13 protein-coding genes are annotated in these 16,001 nt (G+C 32.8%); 8 read left to right on the top strand and 5 right to left on the bottom strand.

The window, feature by feature from the left end; genetic code table 11:
* Positions 1-45: 45 nt before the first annotated feature.
* From RAH41_RS13500 to RAH41_RS13485, 4 genes are all read left to right on the top strand, one after another.
* Positions 46-1,131, top strand: a complete 1,086-nt coding sequence (locus tag RAH41_RS13500) for a CotS family spore coat protein (RefSeq protein WP_419471606.1) — start codon at positions 46-48, stop codon at positions 1,129-1,131.
* A complete protein-coding gene (locus tag RAH41_RS13495; RefSeq protein WP_331223089.1) occupies positions 1,131-2,861 on the top strand; it encodes a glycosyltransferase family 4 protein in 1,731 nt (576 codons plus the stop codon). Before RAH41_RS13500 ends, RAH41_RS13495 begins: the two co-directional genes overlap by 1 nt.
* Positions 2,862-3,535: 674 nt before the next feature.
* Complete coding sequence (gene galU / locus RAH41_RS13490; RefSeq protein WP_331223087.1) at positions 3,536-4,447, top strand: UTP--glucose-1-phosphate uridylyltransferase GalU; 912 nt, start codon at positions 3,536-3,538, stop codon at positions 4,445-4,447.
* A 1-nt stretch (position 4,448) separates the two neighbouring features.
* Positions 4,449-5,759: a UDP-glucose/GDP-mannose dehydrogenase family protein gene (locus RAH41_RS13485; protein WP_331223085.1), complete on the top strand. Its 1,311-nt coding sequence runs from the start codon at positions 4,449-4,451 to the stop codon at positions 5,757-5,759.
* Positions 5,760-5,806: 47 nt separating this feature from the next.
* Here RAH41_RS13485 and RAH41_RS13480 read toward each other — a convergent pair whose 3' ends face one another.
* A complete protein-coding gene (locus RAH41_RS13480; protein WP_331223084.1) occupies positions 5,807-6,589 on the bottom strand; it encodes a HipA family kinase in 783 nt (260 codons plus the stop codon).
* Entirely contained in the window at positions 6,582-7,691 is a 1,110-nt protein-coding gene (locus RAH41_RS13475) for a glycosyltransferase family 4 protein (RefSeq protein WP_331223083.1), read from the bottom strand. The genes RAH41_RS13480 and RAH41_RS13475 overlap by 8 nt, the downstream gene beginning before the upstream one ends.
* Positions 7,692-7,948: 257 nt before the next feature.
* Here RAH41_RS13475 and RAH41_RS13470 point away from each other — a divergent pair, with 257 nt between their 5' ends.
* From RAH41_RS13470 to menC, 4 genes are read left to right on the top strand one after another with little or no spacing between them, the layout of a single operon-like run.
* Positions 7,949-8,863: a MurR/RpiR family transcriptional regulator gene (locus RAH41_RS13470; protein ID WP_331223082.1), complete on the top strand. Its 915-nt coding sequence runs from the start codon at positions 7,949-7,951 to the stop codon at positions 8,861-8,863.
* Between the two features lie 24 nt (positions 8,864-8,887).
* A complete protein-coding gene (locus RAH41_RS13465) occupies positions 8,888-10,063 on the top strand; it encodes an amidohydrolase (RefSeq protein ID WP_331223080.1) in 1,176 nt (391 codons plus the stop codon).
* Entirely contained in the window at positions 10,038-10,886 is an 849-nt protein-coding gene (locus RAH41_RS13460) for a GNAT family N-acetyltransferase (RefSeq protein WP_331223078.1), read from the top strand. The genes RAH41_RS13465 and RAH41_RS13460 overlap by 26 nt, the downstream gene beginning before the upstream one ends.
* Positions 10,887-10,912: 26 nt before the next feature.
* Complete coding sequence (gene menC, locus RAH41_RS13455; protein ID WP_331223076.1) at positions 10,913-12,028, top strand: o-succinylbenzoate synthase; 1,116 nt, start codon at positions 10,913-10,915, stop codon at positions 12,026-12,028.
* Between the two features lie 403 nt (positions 12,029-12,431).
* On the opposite strand, the gene RAH41_RS13450 is transcribed toward menC, so the two are convergent.
* The 3 genes from RAH41_RS13450 to RAH41_RS13440 are packed head-to-tail and all read right to left on the bottom strand — an operon-like array spanning position 12,432 to position 15,787.
* A complete protein-coding gene (locus RAH41_RS13450; protein WP_331223074.1) occupies positions 12,432-13,619 on the bottom strand; it encodes a hypothetical protein in 1,188 nt (395 codons plus the stop codon).
* 17 nt (positions 13,620-13,636) lie between these two features.
* A complete protein-coding gene (locus tag RAH41_RS13445) occupies positions 13,637-14,836 on the bottom strand; it encodes a DUF58 domain-containing protein (protein WP_331223073.1) in 1,200 nt (399 codons plus the stop codon).
* A complete protein-coding gene (locus RAH41_RS13440) occupies positions 14,837-15,787 on the bottom strand; it encodes a MoxR family ATPase (protein WP_331223071.1) in 951 nt (316 codons plus the stop codon).
* Positions 15,788-16,001 lie beyond the last annotated feature (214 nt).

The raw sequence follows: 16,001 nt of genomic DNA, 5'->3' as shown, positions 1-16,001 counted from the left end.
ATTTTTTTATGGGCTCTAAAAAGTAGGAGGGAGAAATTGAATAATATGATAATTGAGCCATGGATTGTCGATGAGCTTATTCATGATGAATTCTATGTGCCTGAATATATTGAAAAAATTGGGCTTGAAGTACTTAAGTTTTATGATCTTCAAGTAAATAGCATGCAAGTAATTACGACGAAAGCTGATAAAGGTGGAGCGATTTGGAAAATTGAAACAAACGATGGTCCAAAAAGTTTTAAGCTTTTACACAGAAGGCCTACTAGAAGTATGTTTAGCTTAGGGGCTCAGAAGTATTTAGTTGAGGTTCAACAAGCTAGAGTTCCAAGCATTGTCCGAACTAGAGATGGTGAGGAATATGTAGAAGCTGGTGGAAAGTTATGGTTCGTTGCAGAATGGATTGAAGAGTTGACACCAGTTTCTAAAGATTTAGAAGGTGCTAAGCAGTTATGTTATGCTCTAGGTGAGTTCCATCGTTTAAGTAAAGGCTATGAACCACCGATTCAAGCAGAAATTGCATCAAGATTGCACAAATGGCCAAAAAGTTATGAAAAAGTATATAACAAAATGAATTGGTTCAAAACAATTGCCTTGGCTTATGAAGAAATGCCAGCAAGTCAGGATTTATTAAATGTAGTAGATATATTTCAAGAACAAGCAAGAAAGAGTATGGAAGACTTAAATAACTCTGGTTACTTTAAGATGGTGAATGAAGGAAATGCGAGCTGGGGTTTAGTTCACCAAGATTACGGTTGGTCAAATGGTCAAATGGGTCCAAATGGAATGTGGATCATTGATTTAGATGGAGTTGCATATGATTTGCCAATTCGTGATCTTAGAAAACTGATATCTGGAACAATGTCTGATTTATTCGCTTGGGATCCTACATGGGTAAGGGAAATGATAAACGCATATCATGAAGCAAATCCAATTTCTAAAGAATTATATGAAGTATTAATGATTGACTTTTCAATGCCAAATGAATTTTATAAAAATATTAAAGAAGTACTTTATGAACCAGAATTATTTTTAGGCGAATCTACTAAACAATTAATCCAATCAATCGTTGACTTAGAGGAGTCAAAGTGGGCAACGTTGAATGAGGTTCGCAACGACTGGAGTGGAAAATAATGAAAATATTAATGGTATGTACAGAAAACCTACCAGTACCTCCAGTTTTAGGTGGTGCGATCCAGACTTATATTGCAGGAAGTTTACCTTATTTAAGTAAGGTACACGATATAACAGTACTAGGCGTTAATGATCCAACTTTGCCAGATGAAGAAACAATTGACGGTGTAAATTATGTACGTGTGCCAGGGAAAGTATTAGAACTATATCGTGAGGGTGTAGTTGAATACATTAAAGGAAATCAATTTGATTTAATCCACATTTTTAACAGACCACGACTTGTCCTTCCGATTAGAAAAGTAGCACCAAATTCAAAAATTACGTTAAGTATGCATAATGACATGTTTAATATTGGGAAAATTGCCGTTGATGAAGCGAATTTAGTATTAGAAGAAGTATCAAGTATCGTTACGGTAAGTGATTATGTAGGAAATGTAATTCGTGAACTCTATCCTCAAAGTGCAAATAAAATTAGAACGATCTACTCAGGTGTTGATTCTGACCGTTTCTTACCTGGTAATGATCCTAAAATGATTAGTACGAGAAACACACTTAGAAAAGAGTATGGTTTAGAAAATAAAACTGTTATTTTATTTGCAGGAAGACTTTCAGAAAATAAAGGCGTAGACCGTCTAATACGAGCATTGCCAACACTTTCAAAAACTTTCAAAGATTTAGCTTTAGTCATTGTAGGTAGTAATTGGTTTAGTCAAAACAATGTTACAGATTATGTTGCTTATATTCGTGCTATCGCAAAAAAACAAGATGTACCGATTATTACAACAGGGTTTGTATCACCTTTTGAAATACACAACTGGTTTGCAGTAGCAGATTTATTTGTCTGTACTTCATTATGGCAAGAGCCTCTTGCAAGGGTGCACTATGAAGCGATGGCAGCCGGACTTCCAATTGTAACAACTGCTCGTGGGGGAAATCCTGAGGTCATTATTCCAGGAGAGAATGGATTAATCGTAGAAAATCCAGTTGATCCAAATGAATTCGCTACCAAAATTACAGAAATATTATCAAATAAAACGCTAATGAAGAATATGGGAGTAAAGGGTAGAGAACTTGCAGTTACTAAGTATTTATGGAGTCGTGTAGCAAATGAAATTCTATCTACATGGAGCCAAACTGAATATGCTTCATCTATCTCACCAGAACAATTAGAACAATTTGAACCTCAAACATTATTTAAAACTGCAGTACAAAATACACAGTTTGATGTAGCTAATGACAATGTATCGGAAGCAAACGAACAAACTACAAAAGAAATTATTGAAGAAATCGAACAACCTACGACAGAGATCATTGAAGAAATCGAACCAACTATAGAAATAAAGCCAACTTTTGAAATAGAAAAAACTACTGAATCAATAGTAGAAGTAGAAAAACCAGTTATTCAATCAGATATCAAAACTCTTGAAGAATTGCTAGCAATCCTAGTAGAGAAAGCAAAATCAGTTCCTAAAGAAAAAGTAGTCACAAAAGTAGCGGAAGAATTTACAACCTATACGAATCCAAGATTAAGGATTAGAAGAGTATCCGATCAGGGCGTAAATAATGCAACCTCAAATTCAAACCTAAACTTAAATCAAAGATCATATGCAAATGAAATAAGTAGAGTAGAAAATAGGGCTAACAATCTATCTAATAATGGTAATTCAGAACCTTTTAGATTAAAGAAAATTCCGAGCGTCATTGAAATGCATAGAAACAGAAATCGATAAAAGATTATATTTTTGAGGAATCTGTCTAAATAAATCGAAAGAGGCTGTCTCATCAGTTTAAAAACTTTTGAGCTAGCCTTTTTTAATTTGAAAATTATTTAATATGAATGGTGTTTCGAATATGAAATAAGTGAACTCTACTGATCAAGTTATGAACACCGCTTAATTAAAGTTAAATTGGCTAAATTAACGCCAAAATTCGTGTCATGAATGACAACTCCTGGAACGACAAAAATGGCCAAATTAACGTTATCAATAGCGTAATGAATGTTAATGAAATGAACACCGAATAAGTGTTAAATCGACTTGCGTAGCGCCTACTCTAGTGATGAAAATGACAAGAGCGAAGATGAAAAACCTCTTCTTAAATAACGTTTAAATTAGCAAAATTAATGCCTATGCTGAGGCAATTAATCTCTTCAAATCGCATAATGCATCATACTGATGCAACATGATTCAAGTACCACGAAAAGTCTCTCAAATTTTGTGCATGAATTCCTATAAACATTACCATTTAATAGATTGGTTTAGTCTTCTAAAAAAATAAATTTATAGACGTATAAAACCCTAGTTATCAAGTCATAAACTTTCTAAACAGAATAGGTATATATGGTGACAAGACCTCCTTCATTTACATATAAAGTAGAATGAACAAATGTTTGGAGGCAATTCAAATGAAAATCCGCAAGGCTATTATTCCCGCTGCTGGTCTCGGGACTCGGTTTTTGCCAGCAACAAAAGCGTTGCCAAAAGAAATGTTACCGATAGTTGATAAACCAACTATTCAATATATCGTTGAAGAAGCTGTAGCTTCCGGAATCGAAGAAATCATTATTATTAGTGGTAGAGGCAAACGAGCAATCGAGGATCATTTTGATAAATCATATGAATTAGAAGAATCATTATCTCGAAAAAACAAGCTAACTGTTTTGGAAGAAATGCAAAAAATATCCAATATGGTGAAAATCTTTTATGTGCGTCAAAAGGAACCAAAAGGATTAGGAGATGCGATATTATGTGCTAAGAGTTTTATAGGAGATGAGCCGTTTGCTGTTTTGTTAGGGGATGACATAGTGATGTCTTCAACACCTTGCTTACAGCAAATTATTAATGTTTACGAGAAATATAATGCCCCGGTTATTGCTGTTCAGAATGTTCCTGATGAAGAGGTAAGTAAATATGGCGTTATTAAACAAAAAGAAAGTACTTACGATAAAAATACAAATCTTTTTCAACTTGACTGTCTAGTAGAAAAACCAAAATTGAAAGATGCCCCATCAAATTATGCAATTATGGGACGATACATTCTTACACCAGAGATTTTTGATATTTTAGCAACAATTTCTGTGGGACAAGGCTGTGAATTACAATTAACAGATGCAATTAATGAATTAAATAAAAAACAATTTGTTTTAGCATATAATTTCGAAGGTAAACGATATGATATCGGAAATAAAATCGGATTTATAATGGCTACAATTGATTTTGCGATTAATAGAGAAGATATAAAAGATGAGGTAATTGCTTTCTTAAATGAGGTCATATCTGAACATGCTCTAAATATGAAGAATCAGGAAGTGGATTGACTTGAAAATTTCTATATTAGGTACGGGCTATGTCGGTTTAACAACAGGAGTCTGTTTAGCAGAGATTGGTCACTCAGTAACTTGTATTGATATAAATGAACTTAAAATAAAAAATTTGTGTGCAGGTATTTCTCCAATATATGAACCGGGAATTGAAGAGTTAATAACAAATAATATAAAGTTAGGAAGATTATCATTCACAACCTCATATGATAAGGGGTTAGAAGATGCTAAGGTTATTATCATTGCAGTAGGGACCCCTCAAAGAGAAGATGGGGCCGCAAATTTATCCTATCTTGAGGGTGCAGCGATTGATATCGCAAAAAATATTAAACAAGACGTAATTATTGCGATAAAAAGTACTGTTCCAGTTGGAACGAATGAAGTTGTAAAGGAAATTATTCAACAAAATTGCAGAAACGATCTTGTAGTTGATGTTGTCTCAAATCCAGAATTCCTAAGACAAGGCTCGGCAATTAAAGATACGATGGAAGCAGATCGAATCATTATCGGTAGCAATAATCAAGAGTCTGCTAGAATTGTTGAAGAAATGTATAAACCATTAAATGTACCTATTTTAATTACTAGTATTCGAAGTGCTGAAATGATTAAATATGCATCTAATGCATTTTTAGCTAGTAAAATAAGTTATATCAATGAAATTGCAAATCTTTGTGAAGCACTCGGTGCAAATGTAGAAGATGTAGCTAAAGGAATGGGGAAAGATAAACGAATTGGTGAAGCATTTTTATATGCAGGTATAGGTTACGGCGGCTCTTGTTTCCCAAAGGATGTTAAAGCTTTATTGCATACAGCCGGGTTAAATGGGGTAGAATTTGGTTTTCTAAAGGAAACGATTGCAATTAATAACTTACAACGCGAATTGCTAGTAAAGAAAGCAATTGAACGATTTGGTATATTAAAAGGGAAAAAGATTGCATGTCTAGGATTATCTTTTAAACCAGATACAGATGATATGAGAGAAGCACCTTCTATTAATATCATAAATTCTTTAACAGAATTAGGAGCAGAAGTCATTGCGTATGACCCTGTTGCAATTGAAAATGCAAAAAAAATTCTAGGTAGCAATTTAACGTACGCTAGTTCAATAAATGAATGTGTAACAGATACAGATGCAATTTTTATAGTTACTGAGTGGAGAGAATTTAGAGAACTTGACTTACCTACTATCCTAATGAAAATGAAAAATCCAATCATTTTTGATGGAAGAAACTGTCTGATGGAAGAAAGAGTAAGAGATTGTGAGAAAATAGAATATTACCCAGTTGGTAAACCGTCCATAATTCAATAAAAATAAAAAAACGACTTTCAATTTAATTTGAAGTCGTTTTTATTATTTTACTCATTTTGTTCATGTAATGGACGGTAGATCGTTTTGACGAATTTATGTTTAAGATAAGGGAGAATTTTTTTTCTACGATTTACTAATCTGCCTACAATTGCCTTTTTGTCTTCCTTTGATAATAACCAATCATCAGGTATTACTTCTACTATTTCTTCTAAAAGCAGTACTGGGAATCTTTGGATGATCTGCAGTTGTTCATTAAATTGTTCCTCACTACTTATATATTGGGACATGAATTGATGAGTTGAACTTTTCATTATATTTTGAGGCAAGGTTTCTAACTCTGAAGTTAACCAGCTATAGGAGCCAAATGCTTCAGCATGGTCAATAATCCAAAGTTTAAATTGACCTAAACTTTCTTCACGAAGTAGAATATTTTTTCGAGTACGATCTCCATTACACAGCCAATAATCGAATAAAATGGTACCTGCAAGCTGATTGTTATTTAAAATACTAGGAACTGTTACAACTTGGTGGCCATTTAACGTTTCAGGTATATATAAAGAAGCAAACTGAAACTTTGAATGTTGAACTTCTTCCATGTCTAGATTCGGTATCGTTTTTGAAAATTCTTCAGGAATAGAAACAATTTGAGCAAAAGGAACTGGTAAATCTAAAAATCTAGCAATGCAATAAGCAACCCATTCGTTTGGTAATGTTTTCTCAAATCCAGACCGAAAATATTTCACAACATAATCTCTACCATCACTAAATGTAATTAAATGAGCATTTGATTTTCCTTCTAGTTTTTTAATATAGGAAACTGGTTCAATCATGTTGAATCACATCACTATTTTTGTCTTTACCAAATTTTAAAAGATATTCGCGATAAATATCGGCTACTTTATGAATCGCAAAATTTTTTTCAACATGGTTGATTGCATTTTGCGATAGTTTTTGATGAAACTTCTTATTATCAACGATTGAATAGATTTTTTTAACAGCATCTTGGACATCATGTCCGCGAAATAGCATACCTGTTTCACCTTGAAGAACGATTTCAGAAATAGGCATTATATTAGAAGCAACAACAGGAACACCACATGCCATAGATTCAATAAAGGTATTCCCAAAAGATTCTACTTTTGTAGTTGCGATCGTACAACCACCGGATTGAAGTACTTTTGCGTATACATGAGGCATTTGTTGATAAGGAATAACCGGAAACCATTTAATGATATCAGTTAGACCTTCTTCCTTCCAAGTTAATGCAAAATCCTCTCGCTGAACACTTTGAGCTCCTCCAATTAACCATATTTCAATATCTGACCGTTCACTTTTGATCAATTTTGCGATTTCAATTAACATTGGCCAGTTTTTTCGTTTATCCACTCTCCCAATACAGCACACAACTTTTTTATTGTTTGGAAGGATTGGATTATTTTCGGATGCGATTTCATCTTGTGCTAATGGATGGAAAAATGATGTGTCAACACCATTGTAGATTACTTTAATGGGGATATTATCTGTTAAGATTGAAACTAATCTTTTTTGATAATTAGATGGAACAATAATAGAAACAGGTTCAATGGTTCTGAATTTCTTTAAATGAGGTTGTAGTTTAATAAGCTCGGGCGTACGTGCTTCTACAATAACTGGACCTTTATATTTAGCTTTTTGTAACCACTTATACGCTGATCCCGTATCTACTACAATGATTGCATCATATGCATTGTTTTTAATAATATCAATAATTTCGTTTTCGTCCTTCGTTAAATAGACAGGTGCAATATCTTCCATTATGTGTAATCCACCATGATCTGTTGTGTATAGAAACTCTGTATCAATTCCAAACTTTTTAAAATAAATTGAACGATTCCTCCAGCCAGCATTTACTCCACCAACTGTTAAAAGACGCCAGATTATTAAGACTTTCAAATTTTCCCCTCCTTGGTTTTAGGGTATACAAATAACTTTTAAACCGATTTGAAAAATAATTGTATACACGATTACGGCTTTTGACCGGATTCAAATTGTGAATAGTAGTCCTATTTTAGTTAATTCAAATTGAGGTAAATTGTAAGGGCAATTAACTACTAACTACAAATATTTATTAGGTTAAAAGAAGAAAAACTTACTTCTATTTTTCCTTGCTCCTAGTTTAGGGATATGATAATGTATAAGAAAAAGAAGTATTGACTGCAACTTTTATAATTGTTGAAGGATATACTTCAACGCCGGAAGGATTAAAAATAATGGAGCGATCTAGTTTTAAATTGTTAGTTAAGGAAAAATTTTCACAATTATCACCAGGCCAAAAAAAAGTAGCGACTTATATGATTGAAAATCTTGAGGAGTGTGCCTTTAAAACTGCCTATCATATTGGAAAAAAAGCTGATGTAAGTGAAACAACGGTCATTCGTCTATCATATGCACTCGAATTTGAAGGCTTCAGTGATATGCAGTTATGTGTTCAAAATGAGTTTCTTCATTTAAATAAAACGGATTATATAAAAGAAAAAGAAGAGATGAAAAATTTAGACGGCCAGAATACTTTTACAAAAATTATCGAAAATGAAGTAAATATTTTAAGAAACTTATTACAACCTTCGAATATTAAGGAAATTTCAAAAGCTGTTGAAGCAATTACCTGTGCTGATCAAGTGTTAATAGTTGGTCATCGTGTATCCCATATAGCTGCGTATTGGTTTTCAAATACATTAAGTTCAATAAGAGGTAACGTAATGTACTGTTCTCCAGCAGGTGACTTTTATGAAAAGTTTTGTAATTTAACCGAAAAATCAGTTGTTGTTGCATTTTCTTTTCCAAGGTATGCAAAAGAAACACTAACAATTGCAGAATGTACGAAAGAAAATGGAGTAAGTCTAATTTCAGTTACTGATCGATTATTATCACCAATTGGCCGAATTGCAGATATAGTTCTAACTACAGAAGAAAATGTGGAAAGTGGTTCTAACTCAGTCGCATCAGTTATTAGTCTATTAAATTTAGTGATTGCCGGATTATATGAAAAAGACCAAAAAAGAATTCAAATGTATCAACAAAAATTGGAAAAAATTTATTCAACATATGAAGTGTTTATAGAATAGAAAAAACTGTTAGGAGAAAATCTTATGAATCCACAATCTTATCTAGATCATCATAAAGAAACGATTTTAAAAACATACCAGGATTTACATAAGCTAGCTGAGCCTAGTTGGCATGAAGAAAAAACAGCACAGTATTTAAGAGAACGACTAAAAGATGCAGGAATTGAGATTAAAACGTTTAAAAATCATTTTGGATTTATTGCTGAAATTGAGGGTCAAAATGATACAGTTGTTGCGCTAAGAGCCGATATGGATGCATTAGTTCAAGAAGTTGACGGTGTTGTAATGGCAAACCACTCATGTGGTCATGATGCTCATAGTACGATGGTTTTATATGCAGCATTGGCCATTTCTACAAGTGGTATTAAGCCAAAACATACGATTCGATTTATCTTCCAGCCAGCCGAAGAAAAGGGTGAAGGAGCCCTTCAAATGATGGAAGATGGTGCGTTAGAAAATGTCATTTCCTTGTTTGGCGTACACTTAAGACCAGAAAGAGAAGTACCTTATCAGAAGGCATCTCCAGTAATCATACATGGGTCTGCTGAAACGATAAAAGGAACAATTCGAGGAATTCAAGCTCACGCCTCTAGACCACAAGATGGTATTAATGCGATTGAAGTAGCTGCTGAAATAGTAAATAAATTAAAGCAAATAAATTTAAATACGGATATCCCTCATTCAATTAAAATGACCCAAATTCAAACTGAAAATGAAGCATCAAATACGATACCAGAAACCCTAAAGTTTTCACTTGATGTTCGAGCGCAAACAAATGACATTATGAACCAATTAAACGCGCGTACAGTGGAGGTGTTTGAGGAAACGATGATTGAAACAAAAGCTAAGATTTCGTGGTCTATGGAAGAGTTTGTTCCAGCGGCCGTAAAAAACGAGCAAGCAATAAAAATGACCAAAAAAGCCATTGTAGAAATAATCGGACATGAAAACGTAGTGCCTGAATGCATTTCAAATGGAGGTGAGGACTTCCATTTCTATACAAATAAATATCCTCAAATTGCAGCTACAATGGTCGGTTTAGGGTGTGGATTAACTCCGGGATTACATCATCCGCATATGAGTTTTAATTTAGAAGCTCTTTATTATGGAGCGAAGATTTTAACTCAAACAGTCTTATTAGCATCAGAACAAGAACAATGTAGGGGTGAGGCAAATGCTAAACGAATTGAATCAATCTGAAGTTAATACAGGAACAGGCATTAAGATTCGTGCTCTTCATTCCATCGAAGAAATGGGGCACGTACGAGAATTAGAATCTAAAATTTGGGGTTATGAGGATTCAATTCCTACACATCAAACAATTACAGCAGCAAAAAATGGCGGCTTAGTTTTAGGTGCATATTTTGAAGATAAACTAATTGGATTTCAATATAGTTTTCCTGGCTATGATGGTCAAAATGTTTATCTTTGTTCTCATATGCTTGGAATTGATCAAGAGTTTCGTAATAACGGGATTGGAAAGCTACTTAAAATTGCCCAAAAAGAAGAAGCTCTTAAACTAGGCTATAAAAAGATTACTTGGACTTATGATCCATTAGAAACAGCAAATGGGTATTTAAATATTGCTAAGTTAGGTGGCGTTTGTAATACGTATATTGAAAACTGCTATGGAGAAATGGAAGACTTATTAAATAGTGGAATTCCATCTGACCGTTTTTTAGTTGAATGGTATATTGCAAAAGGGAAAGAAGAAAAGGAGAATTTGAGACACTTTGACTTAGATGAAGCTGTTAAAAATTCACTTATTAAATGGGAAGAAAACAATGACAGATTACCAATGCCGATTCAAAACGATACAGATGTGTTTAACAATCTAGCCTATGTTGCGGTACCAAAAGATTTCCGAACAATTAGAGAAACGAATAGTAAAATTGCAAGCCAATGGCGAATGCTTACTAGAGAGACCTTTAAAAGATTATTTCAAAGCGGATGGAAAGTAACTGGATTTTATAAAAATTCAGACTCGGAAGTGCCAGTTCATTTTTATGTACTGAACAAATAGAAAAGTATATAAGGGAGATATCGGAAATGAAAATTAAAAAAGTAATATTACGCCATATGAAGCTAGATTTATTGCATCCATTTACAACAAGCTTTGGTACTGAATATGACCGTGAATTTATTTTATTGGAAGCGATAGGCGAAGATGGAATATCAGGTTGGGCTGAATCTGTTGCGATGCTTGATCCGCTGTACAATGAAGAAACTTTAAAAACAAATTGGCATATTCTAGAAGATTATTTAATTCCAATCGTGTTAAATAATGAAATTAACCATCCAGACGAAATTTCCGAAAAGTATTTCTCACATATTCGTGGCAACTATATGGCCAAAGCTGCTATAGAAGGCGCAATTTGGGATCTTTATGCTAAACAAGAAAATATCTCACTTTCAACTGCATTAGGTGGAACGAAAAAGGAAATCGAAGTAGGAGTAAGCATTGGAATTCAAGATTCAATCGATTCAACAATTAATATTATAGAAGACCGACTTGCAGAAGGCTATAAGAGATTTAAATTAAAAATTAAACCAGGCTGGGATATTGAATTGATCGATAAAGTACGAAAAGTTTACCCAACTATTCCATTAATGGCGGATGCTAACTCAGCATACACATTATCTGATATGGATCAACTAATTGCATTAGATGATTATAATTTAATGATGATCGAACAACCACTAGCATATAACGATATTATTGATCATGCAGATTTGCAAGAAAGAATGAAAACGCCGATTTGCTTAGACGAGAGTATTCACTCACTAGAAGATGCTAGAAAAGCAATAAAACTAGGAAGCTGTAAAATTATTAATATTAAAATTGGTCGAGTTGGAGGATTAACTCAATCAAGAAAAATACATGATCTATGCCAGGAAAATGGTATTCCATTATGGTGCGGTGGAATGCTAGAATCAGGGATTGGAAGAGCACATAATATTGCAATCACTTCATTACCTAACTTCATTCTACCTGGTGACACAGCAGCATCTGCATTATACTGGGCAGAAGATATCATCAAGCCAGAAGTAACCGTAGAAAATGGAATGATCAATGTACCAACAAAACCAGGCATCGGGTACGACCCACACATGCAAAATATTGAAAAATATACAATCAGTACGAAAGTTTACAATAAGAGATAAACATAGGACACAAACCTAAATTTATGGTTGTCGTGTTCCTTGTTGATTTAACGTTGAAAGTTTAATCAGATCAAATTAAGCTTACTTTTACTGAATAATGTTTAGTTTTGAACGATTCTTACTCGTTTTATTGTTATTTTATCTATTTTTTTAAATCTGATAAACTATCTTCTCATAAAGCCAAGCCTATTTGCAGTTATGATAGATTTAATTGCAGACTTGGCTTTTTTAATTGCAGATTTGCAAAATTTTATTGTGGTAACGGTATTTTTAATTGCACATGAACAGATTTAATTACTGTAATAGCAAATTTATTTGCACAAACACAGATCTTTTCGTAATCTCAAATTTTTAAAACAAAGTAAAAACCCAGCCCTAAATAAAAGGTTTGGGTTTAGTGTTCTTAATTTTCTTCCTTAATCTTGCTTTTAATCTTTTCCTTGATTCTTTTCACTTGTTCTTCATATTTCTCGATATCCTTTATTTCACCTTTACCATAGCGAACCGAGTTATATGCATTGATTACTTCATCTTCATTCGGTATTTGTATTCGCTCTAACCACTCTTTTAATGTTTCATTGTGGTGTCGACCCATCTTGTATTTAGATGCATATTTTTGAAGTTGGAAGATTAGTTTTCTGATTTGCTCTGTTGGGGTAGAATGTTTGAAAAAGCGTCTTTTTTTCTTATTGTGTTCTGGAATTGCATTATATTCAATGCTGATTTCTTGATGAACAGTATGTTTTTCATTTCGTATATAAGAAAGTTTTCTGATGACTAGCCAAATTACGATTAAAACGATCATCAATAATAATAACCATACCCAAGTAGGAATCGACTCTAAAATATAATGGTGATTACGCATATTTTGTGGTACTTTATCTTCAGCGCTTGAATTTTGACCTAGTTTAATTTTTTTCTCTTTTAAAGTGATGTGATCTACATAGTTAAAGAAAGGAGTTCCTAAAAAACCAACTGCACTAAATAAACCGTCTAGTACTTTAAAAATCGCCCACTTTAAGATCGGCAATATTAACGATATAGTACCAGTAAGCAGGGCTGCTATACTAATCGATCCAATCATTCCTCCAAAGTTTTTAATCGTATGTGTAGTGACTGCTTGTTGAAAGTATCTACCTAAACTAAATAAAATGGTAAAAATAATAATTATCCATAATATCAAGTTCATATGAGAATAATGTGAAGCAAAGCCAAAAAAGAGTACGATCAAACTAGCTAAATAAAAAATGATTTGTAATTTATTTCGTTCTTCGATCCATAACGAAGTGTCTTTAAGAAAAGCTTCTAGTCGAAAATAGATAAAACTAGCACATAAAATAGATGTAACTGAATTTAATCCTAGAGTATAACTAAGTCCTCCAGAAATAATGGCTGCTAGAAACGGAATAACACGTGAAATTTTAGCCTTTCGCAATGAGTAAAGTAAAAATAGATTTCCAATCATAAAAATACAAATGAATGCCAAAGTAGGTGGCAGTTGATTTTTTGATTCGTATAGAAATAGAACGATTAAATAGAGCAATAAATATTCTAAAGAAAAAAAGTATGTAGAAAGTAAACGTAAAGTCATTTCATTATCCTTTCGACTTAATTTTGTCCAAATGGAACAAGCTTTGGACTTTCTAAATCATCTTGTAGATAATAGATGATTTGGCCACGTTTTCGCATTTGAGCGAAATAGCGATCACCATTCTTACCAAATGGGCCACATAAAATAACAACAGGAGATTTTCGTTGTTGCTTTTCTACGTAATATAGTAATCTATCAATCGGCTGAGTCATTCTTGCGCCATTAATTCGTGCAAGGATATCATAAGTTTTACCTAGTTGAGATTTACCACCACCAATAGGTAAATGATAAACAGGAACTCCACTTTCCATGTTCAAATTTAGAAATATTTCATAATTAATATTTTTTAATGTAGCGTATTGGACTATATAGGCAATATTACTAGCAATGGATTCGATGTTTTCAATTATACTTAATCTAAAATTATCATGATGAGAATCTCGTAAATTTATAATAAATGTCATTGAATAGTCAGCAGTTCGTTCATAAATTTTCGTTTGAAGTACTTGAGTTTTAGCACTAGCTTTCCAGTGAATTCGATGAAATGAGTCCGAATAGACATAATCTCTTGTTCCAATTGGTGCTAGAAAATCTTCAAACATACTAGTATTTGTGACAAAACTACCGTATGAGTTAGTTGAAATAATTTGTTCAATTTGAGGAACAGGAATTAAAGTTGGATAAATAATAATTTCTTTATGTAAAAAAGGTTTATATGTTAAATAGAGATAACCTAAACTGAAAAAGTTTGAAATTTTTAATTCTACTTGTTTAATTCTAGTAACTCCACGTTTGGTAGCTGAAAGAGGTAATGTAATCTGAATCGTTTCGTAACCTTTTAGTTGAATTGGGATCATTAGTTCCAAATTTGAATCGTTACTAACCGTTTTAAAATTTATACTATCTACTATAGGTTCTAATTTTATTCGAACTGTTGCGTTAATAATTGGTAACCAATGATTCTGGGTCATCTTAATAGGTAAATTAAATTGTTCTCCGACGGATACTCGAATGGGCTCCTTGTCGTTTTCGATGATTAGGTGATCAGCAATATGTTTTAAATAGTATCGACTCATTAAACTAATGATGATTAAAAATCCTCCTAAAAACATTAATAAATAGGAAGATTGATAGAGATTAATGAGTAGAAATATGATTCCAAAAATGGTTAGGATATCAAGTGAACTTTTACCATGTATTTCTTTATTCCAAGTCATTTATTGACCAGCTCCAGCTTCTACAGGAACTTCAACTTGATTTAAAACTGATTCGATAACTTGTCTAGCATTTTTCTTTAGGGATGCCTCAAGCGTCAAGACCAATCTGTGTGAAAGGAGATAAATTGCGACATCCTTCACATCTTGTGGAGTGACAAATGATCTATTGTTTATATATGCTTTACCTTGTGAAGCTCTCATTAGTGCCAATGTACCACGTGGACTTATGCCGAGTTGAATGTCTTCATGATTTCTCGTTGAATGAATAATATTTAAAATATAATCCTCTACTTCTTCCGAAATTGTAACGGTTTTCACCTGTTCTTTCATTTCATCAATTTCTTCTAAAGTTAGTACATTTTTTAAATTCAAAAATGGAGTATTTGAACGATATGACTTCATAATGCTTTTTTCTTCTCCAAATGTAGGATATTCCAAACGAATCTGCATAAAAAATCGATCCATTTGTGCTTCAGGTAATGGAAACGTACCTTGTTGTGATTCAATTGGATTTTGCGTTGCTATAACGATAAACGGGCTTGGTAGAAGAATAGTTTCCCCATCGATTGTTACCTGGCCTTCTTCCATTACTTCTAATAAACTAGCTTGGGTTCTAGGAGTAGCACGATTAATCTCATCTGCTAATAAAATATTGGTCATAACAGGACCGATTCGGAGCTGAAAGTCTTGTTCTTTTGGATGAAAAAATTGAATACCTGTTACATCACTAGGTAATAAATCCGGGGTAAATTGAATTCTTTTAAACGATCCGTTAATTGTTTTGGTAAAGCTTTTAGCTAATTGTGTCTTTCCAGTACCAGGTACACTTTCTAGTAAAATATGTCCATTATTAATAAGAGCGATGAAAATCATTTCAACGACATCTTCTTTACCAATTATCACATGACTAATCTCATTCTTTAATTGTAATAACTTTTCAGATCTATTCATTGTTCTCTCCCTTTCTTTTAAAACGTTTTTAGCTTTAAATCTGTTTAATCATCAAAAAATTGTTGAACATGCTATTATTTTAATAGTTAAACAATAGTGAAGTCCAATAATTGTAAATTTTATGAAATCTATTAAAATGAACCATTACTTTTTGTTGAAATTTTTCAATAAACACTGTAAAATATATTATTTGTTAAAAAATGGAAATATTTTA

The sequence above is a fragment of the Gottfriedia acidiceleris genome (genome assembly GCF_036421055.1).
GTDB classification, from domain to species: Bacteria; Bacillota; Bacilli; order Bacillales; family Bacillaceae_G; genus Gottfriedia; species Gottfriedia acidiceleris_C.
This window is presented reverse-complemented; position numbering and strand designations above follow the sequence as displayed.